Source organism: Bradyrhizobium sp. MOS002 (assembly GCF_003020115.1).
Classification (GTDB): domain Bacteria; phylum Pseudomonadota; class Alphaproteobacteria; order Rhizobiales; family Xanthobacteraceae; genus Bradyrhizobium.
Genome location: NZ_PYFX01000004.1, coordinates 857,359 through 871,840 on the forward strand (window position 1 = coordinate 857,359; position 14,482 = coordinate 871,840).

At 62.8% G+C, this 14,482-nt stretch carries 18 protein-coding genes and 1 tRNA gene; 5 read left to right on the top strand and 14 right to left on the bottom strand.

The window, feature by feature from the left end:
- Window positions 1–2: 2 nt before the first annotated feature.
- Complete coding sequence (locus C7G41_RS17090) at window positions 3–1,265, bottom strand: D-alanyl-D-alanine carboxypeptidase family protein (RefSeq protein ID WP_199198426.1); 1,263 nt, start codon at window positions 1,263–1,265, stop codon at window positions 3–5.
- Window positions 1,266–1,416: 151 nt separating this feature from the next.
- Here C7G41_RS17090 and C7G41_RS17095 point away from each other — a divergent pair, with 151 nt between their 5' ends.
- Window positions 1,417–2,373 (top strand): alpha/beta fold hydrolase, encoded by a 957-nt coding sequence (locus C7G41_RS17095; protein ID WP_106943610.1) that lies wholly within the window; start codon window positions 1,417–1,419, stop codon window positions 2,371–2,373.
- Here C7G41_RS17095 and C7G41_RS17100 read toward each other — a convergent pair.
- The 3 genes from C7G41_RS17100 to C7G41_RS17115 form a co-directional block, all read right to left on the bottom strand.
- The gene (locus tag C7G41_RS17100) at window positions 2,367–3,302 is read right to left on the bottom strand and encodes a septal ring lytic transglycosylase RlpA family protein (protein ID WP_106943611.1); all 936 of its coding nucleotides are present in this window, start codon (window positions 3,300–3,302) and stop codon (window positions 2,367–2,369) included. The two genes, C7G41_RS17095 and C7G41_RS17100, sit on opposite strands and share 7 nt — an antisense overlap.
- Before the next feature lie 674 nt (window positions 3,303–3,976).
- Window positions 3,977–4,279: a hypothetical protein gene (locus tag C7G41_RS17110; protein WP_106943707.1), complete on the bottom strand. Its 303-nt coding sequence runs from the start codon at window positions 4,277–4,279 to the stop codon at window positions 3,977–3,979.
- Between the two features lie 143 nt (window positions 4,280–4,422).
- Entirely contained in the window at window positions 4,423–4,740 is a 318-nt protein-coding gene (locus C7G41_RS17115) for a DUF1476 domain-containing protein (RefSeq protein ID WP_199198427.1), read from the bottom strand.
- Window positions 4,741–4,988: 248 nt separating this feature from the next.
- Between C7G41_RS17115 and C7G41_RS17120 the strand changes: the two genes are divergently transcribed.
- Entirely contained in the window at window positions 4,989–5,213 is a 225-nt protein-coding gene (locus C7G41_RS17120; protein ID WP_106943613.1) for a hypothetical protein, read from the top strand.
- 47 nt (window positions 5,214–5,260) lie between these two features.
- On the opposite strand, the gene C7G41_RS17125 is transcribed toward C7G41_RS17120, so the two are convergent.
- From C7G41_RS17125 to C7G41_RS17140, 4 genes are all read right to left on the bottom strand, one after another.
- Complete coding sequence (locus C7G41_RS17125) at window positions 5,261–5,452, bottom strand: hypothetical protein (RefSeq protein ID WP_027566956.1); 192 nt, start codon at window positions 5,450–5,452, stop codon at window positions 5,261–5,263.
- 129 nt (window positions 5,453–5,581) lie between these two features.
- On the bottom strand, window positions 5,582–6,286 hold the full coding sequence (locus tag C7G41_RS17130; RefSeq protein WP_106943614.1) for an endonuclease/exonuclease/phosphatase family protein: 705 nt from the start codon (window positions 6,284–6,286) through the stop codon (window positions 5,582–5,584).
- On the bottom strand, window positions 6,286–8,271 hold the full coding sequence (locus C7G41_RS17135; RefSeq protein ID WP_245446558.1) for a VTT domain-containing protein: 1,986 nt from the start codon (window positions 8,269–8,271) through the stop codon (window positions 6,286–6,288). The genes C7G41_RS17130 and C7G41_RS17135 overlap by 1 nt, the downstream gene beginning before the upstream one ends.
- Before the next feature lie 229 nt (window positions 8,272–8,500).
- A complete protein-coding gene (locus C7G41_RS17140) occupies window positions 8,501–8,797 on the bottom strand; it encodes a hypothetical protein (RefSeq protein ID WP_106943616.1) in 297 nt (98 codons plus the stop codon).
- A gap of 160 nt (window positions 8,798–8,957) precedes the next feature.
- On the opposite strand from C7G41_RS17140, the gene C7G41_RS38785 reads away from it, so the two are divergent.
- A complete protein-coding gene (locus C7G41_RS38785) occupies window positions 8,958–9,164 on the top strand; it encodes a hypothetical protein (protein ID WP_106943617.1) in 207 nt (68 codons plus the stop codon).
- Window positions 9,165–9,205: 41 nt separating this feature from the next.
- Here C7G41_RS38785 and C7G41_RS17150 read toward each other — a convergent pair whose 3' ends face one another.
- The gene (locus C7G41_RS17150; RefSeq protein ID WP_106943618.1) at window positions 9,206–9,949 is read right to left on the bottom strand and encodes a DUF2786 domain-containing protein; all 744 of its coding nucleotides are present in this window, start codon (window positions 9,947–9,949) and stop codon (window positions 9,206–9,208) included.
- Between the two features lie 514 nt (window positions 9,950–10,463).
- Here C7G41_RS17150 and C7G41_RS17155 point away from each other — a divergent pair.
- Window positions 10,464–10,643, top strand: a complete 180-nt coding sequence (locus C7G41_RS17155) for a hypothetical protein (protein WP_106943619.1) — start codon at window positions 10,464–10,466, stop codon at window positions 10,641–10,643.
- A gap of 14 nt (window positions 10,644–10,657) precedes the next feature.
- Entirely contained in the window at window positions 10,658–10,906 is a 249-nt protein-coding gene (locus C7G41_RS17160) for a hypothetical protein (protein WP_199198428.1), read from the top strand.
- A 581-nt stretch (window positions 10,907–11,487) separates the two neighbouring features.
- Here C7G41_RS17160 and C7G41_RS17170 read toward each other — a convergent pair.
- The 5 genes from C7G41_RS17170 to C7G41_RS17190 form a co-directional block, all read right to left on the bottom strand.
- A complete protein-coding gene (locus tag C7G41_RS17170) occupies window positions 11,488–11,823 on the bottom strand; it encodes a hypothetical protein (protein WP_146159771.1) in 336 nt (111 codons plus the stop codon).
- Between the two features lie 49 nt (window positions 11,824–11,872).
- Window positions 11,873–11,962, bottom strand: a tRNA-Ser gene (locus C7G41_RS17175).
- 155 nt (window positions 11,963–12,117) lie between these two features.
- Window positions 12,118–12,603, bottom strand: a complete 486-nt coding sequence (locus C7G41_RS17180) for a hypothetical protein (protein WP_106943622.1) — start codon at window positions 12,601–12,603, stop codon at window positions 12,118–12,120.
- A 471-nt stretch (window positions 12,604–13,074) separates the two neighbouring features.
- Entirely contained in the window at window positions 13,075–13,917 is an 843-nt protein-coding gene (locus C7G41_RS17185; RefSeq protein ID WP_146159772.1) for a hypothetical protein, read from the bottom strand.
- Window positions 13,918–13,965: 48 nt separating this feature from the next.
- The gene (locus C7G41_RS17190) at window positions 13,966–14,349 is read right to left on the bottom strand and encodes a hypothetical protein (RefSeq protein ID WP_106943624.1); all 384 of its coding nucleotides are present in this window, start codon (window positions 14,347–14,349) and stop codon (window positions 13,966–13,968) included.
- Window positions 14,350–14,482: the final 133 nt, after the last annotated feature.

Below are 14,482 nucleotides of genomic sequence, written 5' to 3' on the forward strand. Positions count from 1 at the left end.
GATCAGAGCTTCTCGGCGCCCGCGCGGAACATGCCGATCACGAGCTCGCTGGCGCCGTCGATCGCGCGGCGCACGGTCGAGCCAGTGCCGATCGCGTCAGCGGCATAGACCGGCGTCTCCACCGCGATGTTGCCGCTGCGCCAGACCCTGACCAGCCCGACCTTCTGCCCGGCCTCGACCGGCGCGCGCACCGGACCGCTATAGACGACGCGCGCGATCAGCTTGTCGCTGCCGTTCTTGTGCACCATCACCTTCACGGGCGTCTTGGCCACCAGCTTCACCGAGCGGCTCTCGCCGCCGAACACCTTGGCATAGCCGACGGGCTGATCGGCCGCGATCAGGGTGCGGGTCTCGAAATTGCGAAAACCCCATTCCAGCATCTTCTTGGCTTCGGTAGCGCGATCGTCGGGGTCTTCCAGCCCGTTGATGACGACGATCAGCCGCGTGCCGTTCTGCACCGCCGAGCCGACCATGCCGTAGCCGCCTTCCTTGGTGTAGCCGGTCTTCAGACCGTCGGCGCCTTCCATGGAATTGAGCAGCGGATTGCGGTTGGGCTGGCGGATCTTGTTCCAGGTGTATTCCTTCTCGCCGAACAGTTTGTAGAATTCGGGGAAGTCGAGAATGATGTGCCGGGCGAGGATGCCGAGCTCGCGCACCGTCATCTTGTTGCCGGGGTCGGGCAAGCCGTTGGAATTGCCGAAGGTCGACTTCGTCAGGCCAAGCTCGCGGGCGCGCTTGGTCATGAAGTCGGCGGCGAAAATCCGCTCGCTGCCCGCCATGGCTTCGGCCAGCGCAATGCAGGCATCGTTGCCGCTCTGAATGATCGCCCCGTGCAGGAGATCATCGACCGTGACCTTGCTGTTGATCGCGGCGAACATGGTCGAGCCGCCGGAGGGGGCGCCGCCCCTGCGCCAGGCATTCTCGCTGATCCGGTATTCGTCGGTCAGCTTGATGTCGCCTTTCTTGATCGCGTTGAAGACGACCTCCGCGGTCATCAGCTTCATCATGCTGGAGGGCGCGCGCAGCTCGTCGGCGTTCTTCTCGAACAGCACGCTGCCGCTGGAGGCTTCGATCAGGATCGCGGTCGGGGCGTCGCCATCGAAGCCGGAATCATCTGTTTTCTTGGCGCCCTGGACGCTCTGATTGGCGGCGTAGAGCGCCCCGCCCCAGCCAATGGCCGCCACCACAGCCGTCGCGATCAGCCCACGCGCCAGCGCTCCCGCGGTGAACCGGGTGCGCCCAAACGAGGAAAGATGAAATTCCATGGCCAAGCCCTGAGAGCGGCGTTCTAACAGTTGGGACCGGTGCGAACAACACGGGGTGGCCGCTTGTCCCGAGATTGCACGATTCTCGTCCCGCCCCTATCGTGGCACCTCAGATTTTCTGACCAAACCCCTGAAACAAGGCGGAAAAGCGATGTCCTCCACCCGCGTGATCAAGGCCAACGGGATCGACCTGTTCATCCGCGAAGCCGGTCAGGGTCCGCTGGTAGTGCTGTGCCATGGCTGGCCGGAACTCTCCTACTCCTGGCGCCACCAGATCCCGGCGCTGGCGCAGGCCGGGTTTCGCGTCGTCGCCCCCGACATGCGCGGCTACGGCCAGAGCTCAGCGCCGCCCGACGCGAGGGCCTATTCGATCTTCGACACGGTCGGCGACATCGTCGGCCTCGTGCAGGCACTCGGCGAGACCAAGGCCATGGTGGTCGGCCACGACTGGGGTGCACCGGTGGCCTGGCACGCGGCGCTGTTCCGGCCCGACATCTTCACCGCGGTCGCCGGCCTGAGCGTGCCGCCGCCGTTCCGCGGCCGCGGCAAGCCGCTCGACCTTCTGCGCCAGGGCGGCATCACCAATTTCTACTGGCAGTATTTCCAGGCGCCCGGCGTTGCCGAAGCCGAGTTCGAGCATGACGTCGCGCGCACCATGCGCATCGTGCTCGGCGGGCGCGGCCTTGCCGATCCCTCCGCGGCCATGTTCGTGCAGGAAGGCAAGGGATTCCTCGGCCACGGCAACCCGGAGGAGCCTCTGCCGGCCTGGCTCAGCGAGACCGATCTTGGCTATTTCACCGAAAGCTTCCGCAAGTCCGGCTTCCGCGGCGGGCTGAATTGGTATCGCAACCTCGACCGCAATTGGGAGCTGACGGCGCCCTGGCAGGACGCGCAAATCCACCAACCCTCTCTCTTCATTGCCGGTTCGAAAGACGCCGTCATCACCGGCCTGATCGGAGCCAAGCGCGTCAACGAGCTCGAGCGCGTGCTGCCCAATTTGAAGCGACGGCTGATTATCGAGGGCGCCGGCCATTGGGTCCAGCAGGAACGGCCCGAGGAGGTGAATGCGGCGCTGGTGAAGTTCTTGAAGGAGAACGCGGCTCAGTAGAGGCCGCGGCCGCTCAGGATGCCGCGGGCCTCGGCAGCGCCGTCCGAGGCGTAGGCACCGGACTGTGCGCTCTCGGTCGCATAGCGGCCGAACCCGTCATAGGACACGGCGCGCGCATTCTGGAGCGCCCGGCCCCGGTTGCGGCTCGAGGCCGACATTTCCGAGGTCGCACTGAGTGAAGCCATGTCGGCGGAGGTGTTGCCGAGATTGTAGGGCCGTCCCTCCGGCGTCGGAACTTCGCCGCGCATGGCGCCGCGGTTCGACGGCGGCAGCTCCGGCACGAACGGTCGCGCGGAGGCGACCCGGACCATCGACGGCGACGGCGCCGGGGTCCCGGTGCGCAAGGTGGCCATCAGCTGGCGGTCGTCGGAGCCTTCCAGCGGCGCCCGGCCGACATATTCGACACGGACCTTGGCGATGCCATTGCCTTTGAATTCAAGCAGTTCGGCGGCCTTGTTCGAGACGTCGATGAGCCGGTTGCCGTGATAGGGCCCGCGGTCATTGACGCGGACGATCAGCGACTTGCCGTTCGAGACGTTGGTGACCCGCGCATAGGACGGCATCGGCAGGGTCGGATGCGCCGCAGTCAGCGAGCCCATGTCGAACACTTCGCCATTGGCGGTCAGGCGGCCGTGGAAATCGTCGCCGTACCAGGACGCCATGCCCTCGGCTCGGTAGTTGACGTCCTCTTCGGGCACATACGTCCGGCCACCCACCACATAGGGCTTGCCGACACGGTAGGCGCCGCCGCCCTTCGGGACCGGATCACCCAAAGCCACGACCCGGGGGCTCGACGACACGCCGTATTTCGGATCGACCCGGCTGGCGAATTTGTTGGAGGAGGCGCAATTGGCGAGCGCAAGGCAGGTTGCGGCCGCCGCGGCAGCGCGCGCGACCCGCAAAACCGAATCTGACCGTCGGATCCCCATTCGCCCCAAATACCATTCCGCCGGAGGCGTACCTACCCCGCTTTGGCTACGGGGCAGCGCTGTCCGGTCCTTTGCTCCGAGGCGGCCCACCACCGCGTCGGACGTGGTAACGATAACGCAACCCGAACACGGCGGAAATGGGGAGCCCACAGCGATCACGCAGGGATGGTAAACGGGGCGTTTGCTTTCGCCCCGTTGAACTACGGGGCGCGGACACCCTGCTCTGTGCCACCGCTGGACATTCTGTTGCGCCAAATCCTCACTCCACCCCCATTGTCGCGCCGCTCACTGGAATTCTTTTGACTGTGCAAGGCCGCCCGCGTTTTCTCGCGTGCAGGGCGGAATGGAATGAGACGATGATCGAGACGGTTTCGGCACTGATGGGTTTGGTAAGCGCGGGGATCTTCCTGGCCCACGCGTTTGAAGGTTACCGCACGAGGGCCTGAGGCACTCGCGCGGGCGGCAAGCATCACCCTTTCAAGACGGCGCGTTCGGATATTTTTAATCGATCCGATCGAGCATCGCAGACGAGAGCGGCAGGTGTCCTATGCGCAACCATGACCTCGTATCCGATGGCTTCCTGGCATTGACCGCCGGTGGTTTGGTCCTGCTGTGCTCCAGCCTCGTGGCATTGGCCTTCGCCTGAGCACCCCGGCACTTCCCGACAAATACGCTTAGCGCAGTCCAAACAGCGAGCGCCGATAGAGGCTGTCACGGGCCTCGCTCAGGCAGACGAAGCTGCCGTCAAAACCTTGGCCGTACCGCTTCTGGCTTTTGCCGTAGTAGACGCCTTTGCTGAAATCGAGCCAGACCACCCGATCGTGCGGGCAATGACGCTGCGCCTGCGCCTCGTAGCGAAACGGCGTTAGCGGCGTAGCCGATACCTCAGCAGCGCTGCAGCCGACCAAGATCGTAGCGGCGAGCGCGATCGCGCCGGGCCGCTGGCCGAAGCTGCTCCAAGATACTGCGCAAGACACCACCCGCCTCCCGATCCCAGCCGTCGCACGATGGCCGCTCGGGCACGGTAGCACGAAACGGCACGGTCCTCGGAAAGCGAACTTCGCCGCGAACCCGCCCGCCCTTGCCGCGGCTGGGTTTGGTTCGACGATCGGCTTTGCTTTCACTTGTCCGCTTCGAATTGCTGCAACGCCTGGTGCATGCATTCCTGAAGCTTGGCTGCGACCTGTTCGCGCGCGACGCCTTTGCCTGCAAGATCGCCCGACACCTTGTCGAGGATCTCGCCCATCGTCTGGTTCTCCAGATGGTCCGTCACCAACGCCGTCGCGTAGCTGGCCGCGGCATCGCCGCTGAGGCCGAGCTGGGTTGCGGCCCAGAGCCCGAGCAGCTTGTTGGACCGGGCCGCAGCCTTGAACATGAGCTCCTCGTCGTGGACGAACTTGGCCTCGAAGCCCTGCTCGCGCTTGTCGAACGTGGTCATGGTCAGCTCCATTGTCGTTTCGCTGATGGGATCGGACTGGTTGGAAGCGAACGTCTCCGTGGCTCAAATCAGGATCATTTGAAGCTTCCGGCGGAAGCCAAACGCCGTCAAGCCCGCTGGGCTGCGCCCGCCGGGCGTGTGCAGGACACGGACCAGCTCTACGCCAGCCTGCTCGGCTAGGCCAAGGTGTTTACTGTTCGTTAAGCAGACTCAGCGCCGCATGGCCCGGGTACATCGAGAGCTGACGCATGAACAAAGAACTGCGGGAGTTTCGACGGCTTGAACGGGTCTGCTTGGAGCAGGCAGCCCTATCCACCATGGACCTCGCGCGAGGCGGGTTGCTCAAGGCCGCTGACGATTGTCGCATCGCAGCCGAAGCGATCGAAGCGCAATCGCCTCGCAGACCTTTCGCAAGTGCCGTTCAGGCGCTGAAGCAGGCATTGAGCGTGACGCGCGTGCCTCACCGGCACTGAGGTCGGCGCTCTCGGGCAAGGACATCTTTGACGGGGCGACCGTGCGGTCAGCCCTTCGCCTCGGTCTGCTCACGTGCCAACCGTTCGGCTCTCAGCCGTTCCTTGTTGGCATAAAACGCCTTCTGCGCCGCTTCGTGCTCGCGCATGGCTTTTTCGGCTTCGATACGGCGTGTCGCATCGCGCGCCTGCCGCTGCTCGGGGGTCAAGGGCTTGCGCCGGTAGGAAACATCTTCCGTCATGGCAAAATAACGCGGACGTCAGGAAAGAGTTCCGCATGGTCCCGCTGGCCGGCACTGGGGGGCCGACTGCATAATCTGCGAAAACAACCCCATGCACAGTAGCCAAGTCCCTCTGCAGAAAGAACTTTTTTATCGCGCTGACGGTGCGTTTGACCCGGCCGGGATCTCGATGTCTGCAATAACGGGCAAATGGTCCGAATAGGCCCTCGCCCCTTCGTCGGTCCAAACTTTCCCGATCCGGCTGTCGGACGTTGCGTAGATCCGGTCAAGCCGCAGAAGGGGCAGATGCGACGGGAAAGTTCGCAGCCGCGTCCGGTTCGGGCAGACCTGCGCGAGCACGCGCCGCACCGATTTGATCCAGAACCAGTCGTTGAAATCCCCGAGGACGACGGTCCTTCCGGGTTTCACCAGGCTCACCAGCGCCTGGGCCTGCGCATGGCGCTCGTGGATGCTCAAGCCGAGATGCGTGGCCACCACGCGGACATCGCCAACCGGCGTCAGCAGTCCCGCTGCAATCGCCCTGCGCGGCTCGCGCTCACGATACGACACGTCGACGATCTCGGGCGGGCCGGAGAATGGAAAACGGCTCAGCAGCGTCTGTCCGTATTCGCCATCCGCCGTGACGATCGACTTGGCGTGAACACCGTGATCGCCGACGACGCTCGCCAGCTTCGCAAACGGATCGTCCGATCGGGATCGCGAATCCACCTCCTGAAGCGCGACGACATCGGGAGCCCATTTGCGAATGATGGAACAGATCCCCTCCAGATCGAACTTCGGATTGAGATTGAAGGTGCCATGCACATTCCATGTCATGAAGCGCATCGGCGCCATCAGCGCCTCCCCGCGAGCCACGTCGCGACGAATTGCGCACCTGCGCAGATCGCGAGCCAGCCCAGGAACGCCAGTGCGAGCAGCACTATGTTGAGCCAGGACGCATGCCTGGCGAGATCTGCGATCTGGGCACCCAAAACTGCCATGGCGAGAATGCCCGGCGTCATGCCGAGCAGCGTTCCGACCAGGAAGTCACGCAGAGGCAGCGTGCTCGCGCCAGCCACGACATTCACCACCGAGAACGGCGCGATCGGAATCATCCGGATGACAACGACGGCCAGGATGCCCTTGCCGACAACACGCTCCTGGATGCGCGCGGTACGTCGCCCGAGCAAACGCTGGAGGCGTTCGCGGCCGAGTGCCCGCCCGATCGCAAACAGGACAAAGGCGCTGAGCGAGACACCCGTCATGGCGGTGACGAAGCCTAGCCATGGTCCGAGTGCGGCAGCAGTCGCCGCAATGAGCACGAGAACCGGAAACACGACCAACCCGCCGACGACGAAAGCTGCAATCGCGAATGGCGGCCCCCAGACGGACTGCGAATAGGCGGACAGAAGCGTCGACATCCGGCCCGCGTCGGCGAAACCGTTCAAGGAGGTGTACGACCAGGCCATCGCCAGTCCAAAGAGCGCCACGGCGATCGAGACCATCCCGATGATCGTCTTCGTGCTCCACATGCGCGATGCCGCTCGCTCCAGATGTAGAGGCCGCTCAGGGTCCGCCACCGGCTGAACCATCGTGGCCAGAGCGTTGGTCAAGACCGAGGATTCCACCTCCCGCAGCGCCTTCGTCGCACCGGCTCTTGAGACATCGTCCAGCAGCGCAAAAAGACGATCGTCGTTCTGCGCGACGGCCTGTTCGTCGAGACCGCAGAAATGGGCGATCAGACGACGGCGAACCGAGGCGATGAACTCCCGATGCTCGTCTGATGCGGCTTCGAACATCAGGTCACATTCGCTGTCGGCGCCCATCGATCGATTGTTCAAATTGGCCGAACCGACCCTCAAGATCCGATCGTCGACGATCATGAGCTTGCTGTGCACCATCACGGCCGCTTCCGTGTCCCCGTTCCCCGACACCGGGTAGACGAAGCGGATGCGATCGGCGACGCCGGCCGAACTGAAGCAGTCGATGAAGGCGCCCCGGCCGTTCTGCATGGCTTGTGATTCCAGCCACGAGGAATGCAGTTTTGGCGTGACGACCACAACCCGAAGCGAAGGCACGCGCAGCATCTGCTCCGCCAATTCCCGCGCGATTCTGGTGGCGCTGGTGAACTGGTTCTCGATGTACACGAAGCTCGTCGCGGACCGGATCGCTGCTATCAATGAGCGTTCGACCTCCCGGATCGTCGAACCTGCCGGGCAAACCACCTCGGTCCTGGCGATACCCACCGGCATATGCCGAGCCTCGACCGGCACATTCGCCGGCCAGCGCAAGCTTTTCAGCGGGCGCCGATCATCAATTTGTTGGCCTGCCGCGCGCCAGCGTTCCTCCACGAGGTCGAACAACTGCGCCGCCGCATCCCCGTCGACCATGCATTGAACATCATGAAACGGCAGGTAAGGCTTGCCCTGGGGATCACAGCGCAATGCGTGATCGGGGCGATGATCGCTCGTGTCCCAGCGCCTGATCGTCAGATCGAGCCCGCCGACGAACGCCAGTGAACCGTCGACACAGACGATCTTCTGGTGTTGGGCCGAACCAAATGGAAGCGTGGCATCCAGGTGAAACCGGACGCGGCCATCGGTGTCGGCGCTGAATTTGGCCGCGGAATTCCATTCCCGCTCGGAGGTGTAGAACGAGACGAAGTCCCAGACCAGAATGTTGATCCGCAAGGCGGGACGACGTTGGACCAGCGCGCGCAGCAATGGGCCGAGTTGGTCCGGCAGGCCATCATCCGCTCGCCCGGACTCGCCGACCAGCCGGGTCTCGCTGTGGATATCCCAACCGACGATATAGACGAGATCCTGCGCCTGCAGCAGCACCTCGCGCAGGGCCGCGAAATAAGCGGCAGCATCATTGAGAACCGCTACACGCCGTGCCTCGCACCGCCGCCAGACGGTGTCGCCGGGGATCAGGGTCGATGAGCTCTGAAGCAGGGAGACCTCGCAATTCGCATTCGCGTTGAAACGCGTTGAACGCGGAAGGGGTTCCCCAACTCAGAACCGGGGGTGACTGTTCAGCGTGTGCAGATTACGGCGCAACAGTCGCCCACTACTTGGTTCGGACAGTCTTCGCACCCGCGCCTTTCAAGGCGTCCGCGATCTTCTCGGGAGCATCGCCGTGACAATCCACGGAAACCTCGATCCGACCTTCCAGCTTTTGATGCCCCTCCGGCGCAGGCGCGGCCTTGGCGTCAGGACCGGCCGGGCGTGTCCCCGACGTGTTCGCATCGCCGACCGGCTGGACGAAGACATCGCTTCGCGGCACGCCGCATTCCTGCACGACATGCTCAACCGCAAGCTCGGCGCCGCGGCGCGTGTCGAATTCTCCGATGATCGTGCTTTCCAAGGGCGCCCTCCGTGGCTGGACCAGAGTGCGAACAACAGGCCAGCGTGGGCCAGGTTCCTGAACGCGCGGGCGTTCCTGGCGGCCTTTTGGGACGCGCGAACAAGAACCAATCCAAGAACTAATCCAAGAACCAATCATTGCGCGGGACGTTGAGTCCGCGATGTCAGACGCTTTTGATTATTTCCGAGCGCATGCGGTCCGGGCCCTTTGCAAGGCCCGGGCGATGCCTCGCGGACGTATGAAACACCTCCAAACCGTCGTGGCCCGGATCTACCACCTGCTGACCAAGGAGGCCGCGTATGGGCCGAACCTGCAGCACATGGACGACTTCCGGGCAGCCCGGAAGCTCGAGAAGTCCATCGACTGAACTGCAATAACGGTGACGCCGCACGCCCTCTCTCGATGCGTTCAGCGTCCTTTGCGAACGGTCCCTGACTGCGACCCGCCAAGGCCCGGATTGATGGCCAGCGACGCGCCGGCGGCGCCGCCGGCTTCATAGGCCGTCATCGACACCATCCGGCTGGTGCCGCGCTGGGTCCGGATCTTGAGGTCGAGCTTGTCGAATTCCGCATCGACCATTGAGGTCTTGAGGACGACCAGCCCGCGGCCGGTGCTTTCGTTGACCTGATCGCGACCGGCCTTGATCGCCAGCAGCCTGTCCGCGATTGACGCCACCATCCCGAGCGCGAAGGAGGCATTGGCCAGATGCCGCTCCTGGTGCCGGAACCTGCTGTAGTCGACCGAGGTCTTGAAGCGGCCAAGTTCGGCGCGCACGGCGCTGTCGATCAGCTCGGCCAGATAATGCGCGACCTCGACATCAGCGCCGAGACCGAAGAACACATAGCTGCTCTCGCCGGCCGCGTTCTTCTCGCGCCAGACCCGACAATCGCAGAAATGAGCGATCGCGCCGATGCAGTCATCGAGCGGAATTCGTTTCTTGCGAAAAGTCTCGTAGACCCTCCGTTCGCAGGGCGAGGCGCGCAATTCGACATCGGAGAGCGACAGATCGTGGCGATCCAGCAGCTCGGCGACCTTGGCGGCGGCAGACAGCGCCTCGTCCTCGGTGCAGCCATTGGCGATCGTCTTGGCGTGCAACGCCTGAATGCGGAGCTTCAGCTTGTCGAGCGCGGCCGGATTGGATGTCTGATTCACCGATCACCTGTCCGGGTAAACCCGCCGGATAGAACCCGGTCGGATAGACTGGCGGAAGGGGTGTCTTGTCAACTGGATTGATCTTCGACGCCTTTTTCGGACGGACCTCGCTCCTTCTACCGTACGCTGCACGACCTCGCCGCACTTGATCGAAAAATGCAGAGACGAGGCCTCACTACAATCGACGCTCAACCTCCAACGCAACTGACAAATCACTGTTCGGAAGCAGACCACCACAAGCCGAACGAGGTTGCGCCTTGGCTTTGGCGGCTGCGTCGTGTCACAGTATTTCGAGCTTGCAGTCAGTCGGCCTTGATCCCCGCGCTTGCTGAGGTTAGTCGCAGCAGACTGGTGGATTGAAAGACGCACTGATCAAGGCCGCCGATCGGTTTTGTTGCCGCGACACATTCATGGACTGGACTTCGCCGTTAAGGTTTAGCGGTCAGGTTAACCCCAGCGAACGTTAGGCTGAGAGCGTGGACTTCGATATGACCTCGAATAGAGGAATATTCGAATGTCCAATAGAACCGCATTTCAAACTGCAGATGCAGACGAGCCCCACAACTTTTTCGATATCGCCATTCCCCTCACCTTCAGCGCTGTAGCCCTCCTTGCCACAGCTGTTTCGCTGGAGGCGATTGGGTTCATCGCTTGGCAGCCAGCCACCTTTTTGGTTGCCTGTATCTTTGACTGACGCGATTGGCTGGCATGAGCGAATTCGAGGGCCTATCTGACCAGTTCATTCTGCGGATGCACGAGTTCATCCGCCAAGAGGTGCAAGCAGATAGGCTAGCCGGCACGCGTTTTGTCGGATTCTCAGCGAGGCTGCGTGCGGAGGCTCTTGCGCGCGAAATCGAGCGGCGCGGCTTGTTTTGCACGGCAATTGACTGGCCTCAGCATCTTGAGCCTGGAGCGGACAAATACGCGCCGACCATTGGACACCGGAAGACGATCTAAAAGGCTCCCGCGTAGCGGCCTCGGTCTAACCAGTCCCCGGCCCCTCCGAGCCGGGGCCGTCTCTCCATGAGCCTATCGCTTGGTTGCCGGCTCGCGCAGCGAACTCCCGGTCAAGATCTTTCAGTCGCCCGAGCAGGTTCTCGACGATCTCCATGCAATCGGAATGTCCCAACGATTGCACGCCGCGCGCCGCTAGCTCGCGCTCCAACATGGCGGCTATAATGATTTGAATGCTCACGAATTCTCCGCCGACTTCGCCCCAGAGACGGTACGGCTCAACTTGGAAATGGGTTTCGCTAAAGCGAAAGGCCGCAGGGTGGTTCCAGCCCCCACTGCGGCCATCCCGGGCAAATTAGAAACTGGTACTTAAATCTCGCCGGTGTTCTCACAGTAGAACACCGTGTTCCGAAAAAGGATTCCGTAAGACTACCGGAATTCCAAGCGCCCCGGATTGTCACCAGGATGTGGAAATGGCACCGCTTCCTTACCAGCCCCCATGCTCCCGGCTATCGATCAATTGCGGATCAGAGCGTCGGGAGCGACGCGAGCCTGGTACGTAGACTTCCCAGATTCCGGGGTCGCTACCGCCACAGCCGGCGCGTAATGTTGAACAACGCCGCAAGCGGGACGCCCACCAAGACACCCAGCATGCCGTACGACGTGACCAGCAGCGCAGCGCTAAGCGGCCCCGCGCTTGTCGCAAATCCATAGGCTGCGCCTAAGCCTCCCAGCGTTCCGGCAAAGACGACCATGTTGCGGTCGTTGCGCGCCTCGACGTTATAGATCGGGGGCCTTTTGCGGTGAAGAATGGGAGGACCGAACGGCACCTTCGAGCCGCAATTTGGACAGGCCGACGCACTCGGTGAAACCGGGTGGTCGCAGTCGTGGCAACCGATCAGCTTTTTGGTCCGTCCCATGCGCTCTTACACACAAAAAGACGGATTAGGACACCGTCGGACAAGGAGGTGGCGGAAGGGGTGGGATTCGAACCCACGGTACCCTTGCGGGCACGCCGGTTTTCAAGACCGGTGCCTTAAACCACTCGGCCACCCTTCCCTCTTGGGAGATCAGGCACTTAGCAAAGTGCGAGACGTATTGAAAGAGCCTGTTGCCACCGGATTGCCACCGAGAATGGCGACTTTTGTTCTTATTTCGTGCGACGGAGCTCGCGACTGTTAAATGGGCGAGCCCCGTCTGCCGATCTTCAACCGTCAGGCGCGTTCGTAGTCGTTGCCCTGCCCCGTGTCCCAATGCCGCTGGTCGACGTTCAGCGAGCTGCCGAGGCTTGGCTCGTCCTCATGGGGTCCGCGGCTCGCCATGTCTGCGAAGCCGTGCTGGTCGTCGTGCCATCCGAGTGCCGGTTCGTCATCGGACGGATCTTGCTCGGTATCGATCAGCCATGCGGATCCCTGGTACGGTGTCCAAGCATCGGTCTGGTTCATCGGGTGGTCCAGCGCGCCGAGGGACGGCTCGTCGTGTGTGCCGTCGTCCTCGTCGTAACCGTCGTCCTCTAGCTCGGCCACGACATAGTCGTCGCTGGCATCAAGGAACGAGATCAGTCGCTCTATTTCGGCGGATGCCTTTTCCCGCAGTTTAGAGAGTCGCCTGAGCGTTTTCTGCCTCTCCCGCTCCTGGACAGCGAGGCGGGCCGAAAACTCATCGGCGGGGCGCGCTACGTGTTCTACGTTGGTTTGCATGGTGGTTGCTCACTGGTTTGGCTTTCGACAGCCGAGCCCCGAAACGGACGGGGCACCCGGGGGGTCGAAACCAGCCAGTGAGACTGGTCGGACGCTTTTAAGAGGCGGGACTGGGAAGTCTGACCTCTCTGGACAGCACAGTCCGCCCCCGGGCTTGCCCTCCGCGAGCGGAAAGGCAATAATCGTCGGGTCGGAGCCGCGCCGCCAAGCGCGTCCGTTGTTTCCCCAATTGGGGAAACATTTCAGCCGTCACCGCTCGACGCCAATCGAGCGGACATGCAGACCAAGCATGAAGCGGCTTATCACTGGTCCGGGTTTCGACACCCACGGACATCCTGTTCCTGATTTGCGAGATCGGCAAGGCCCTTTGGGGCCCGGCCTCTCGTTGTCCTGGGCTCGGTGAAAGCGACGTTAGCGGGCGAGGCAATCTCCTGCGACGCAACAAATAGCCCAAACGTTGCGTTCACTTTTCTACGCTCGCGCTCGCCTCGCCATCGTATCCACCATCGCCCCGGTCAGCTTTCCACCGGCGGCGAGGATGCGCTCCGCCTCCTCTCGGATCGGTTGGGGCAGCTTCGGCGATGCCAGTTTGAACAGCACGGCTTGCGGCAGGAAGCGCACGAGGTCGAGCCGGTGCGCATAGAGCTTGGCGGCGCGCATACGCTGACTTGGCTCTTCCGAGCGCAAAAGCCCCAGCTGGCGCGCGACGTGGCCGATCCGCGAATTCTTGTGGCCACCCTTGTGCTGAAGCAGGATCAGGCCCTGCTCAATGGCCTTCACGGCGCCATCTTCGCGCCGCGGCTCGGGCTCGCTCGACTTCTGTCGCTCCGGTTTTGGCTTGGGCGGCTCGAAGATGGGCTTGAGGCGCTGCACCAGCATGCCGGCGATGGCGGAGCGAGCCAGTTCGCCGGCGGGCTTCAGCGGCTTGGCGAGGGCGACAAGCTCGCGGAGCGCGATGGAGTCGAAACACTCCAGCCAGAGCGACACTTGTTCCGGCCATGAGGGATGCGCGCGCACGACCGATGACACGGCCAAGATCGCCTGTTCGATCATCGCGTCCGCGTTCCCGGTGGTCTCGGTGAACGTCTTTAGAACGATAACGACGTGATCCTGCCCGTGCTGCTCGAGCAGGCGCTGGAGAGTTGGGCCGCATCGGGTCGTCATTGGGCTGATGGCCTGAGCCGTCGTGATCAGCTCAATCTCCATAGAGCTGAGAAGCCGCAGCAGTGCGTCACTGGGCGGGTGCGCATGGTTCCGAGCCTTCACCGGGAATGGCACGGGCGAGGCTCTAGACTGCGCTATGGTGGCCTGCATCGTTCCCCCCTGAGAGATCGTTTTACGGCAACTGCGGTCGAGGCCGCTTCAAACCACTGGAGGCAGACGGGTGGAATCCAGCAATTGAATCGCGCCAGCAAGTTTCTGGACTGCCGCATTGACGGCCAATGGATCTGTCCGCATCCAGTCCGGACGCTCAGCATTGATCTTCTCGAGCATGGCCTCGAACTCGCCGATGTCACCGCCGTCCTTCACCACTTTCTGACGCATCAGCGAGAACATCATCTCATTGAGGTAGGCGATCGCGTGCTTCGTCATCAGCAGCGCCGTTTCCCTGTCCAGATCGAAACTGAGCGCCACCGCCTCCGCCATCATGGCGTGGCCCAGCTTCTCGCGATCAAGGCCCTTCATCTTTCCGTGCCGGGCCGCCAAAGCGGCGTGTGCCATGCACTTCGCGATCATGTCTGCCATTGAGGGCGCTCCCGTTTCCTCTTGTCAGCTCACCCATTCCAGGCCGTGAAGCCGGTCGGGATCGTGTCGGCAAACGACGTGCTCCCGACATTAAGAGTCGCGCTGGCTGCTACTGCGCCGGAGATGCAGAAGC

Coding starts and splice junctions, on each gene's coding strand:
- C7G41_RS17090 (WP_199198426.1), bottom strand. CDS start 1,265: ATGGAATTTCATCTTTCCTCGTTTGGGCGCACCCGGTTCACCGCGGGA.
- C7G41_RS17095 (WP_106943610.1), top strand. CDS start 1,417: ATGTCCTCCACCCGCGTGATCAAGGCCAACGGGATCGACCTGTTCATC.
- C7G41_RS17100 (WP_106943611.1), bottom strand. CDS start 3,302: ATGGGGATCCGACGGTCAGATTCGGTTTTGCGGGTCGCGCGCGCTGCC.
- C7G41_RS17115 (WP_199198427.1), bottom strand. CDS start 4,740: ATGACCACGTTCGACAAGCGCGAGCAGGGCTTCGAGGCCAAGTTCGTC.
- C7G41_RS17120 (WP_106943613.1), top strand. CDS start 4,989: ATGAACAAAGAACTGCGGGAGTTTCGACGGCTTGAACGGGTCTGCTTG.
- C7G41_RS17125 (WP_027566956.1), bottom strand. CDS start 5,452: ATGACGGAAGATGTTTCCTACCGGCGCAAGCCCTTGACCCCCGAGCAG.
- C7G41_RS17130 (WP_106943614.1), bottom strand. CDS start 6,286: ATGGCGCCGATGCGCTTCATGACATGGAATGTGCATGGCACCTTCAAT.
- C7G41_RS38785 (WP_106943617.1), top strand. CDS start 8,958: ATGTCAGACGCTTTTGATTATTTCCGAGCGCATGCGGTCCGGGCCCTT.
- C7G41_RS17155 (WP_106943619.1), top strand. CDS start 10,464: ATGTCCAATAGAACCGCATTTCAAACTGCAGATGCAGACGAGCCCCAC.
- C7G41_RS17160 (WP_199198428.1), top strand. CDS start 10,658: ATGAGCGAATTCGAGGGCCTATCTGACCAGTTCATTCTGCGGATGCAC.
- C7G41_RS17170 (WP_146159771.1), bottom strand. CDS start 11,823: ATGGGACGGACCAAAAAGCTGATCGGTTGCCACGACTGCGACCACCCG.
- C7G41_RS17180 (WP_106943622.1), bottom strand. CDS start 12,603: ATGCAAACCAACGTAGAACACGTAGCGCGCCCCGCCGATGAGTTTTCG.
- C7G41_RS17185 (WP_146159772.1), bottom strand. CDS start 13,917: ATGCAGGCCACCATAGCGCAGTCTAGAGCCTCGCCCGTGCCATTCCCG.
- C7G41_RS17190 (WP_106943624.1), bottom strand. CDS start 14,349: ATGGCAGACATGATCGCGAAGTGCATGGCACACGCCGCTTTGGCGGCC.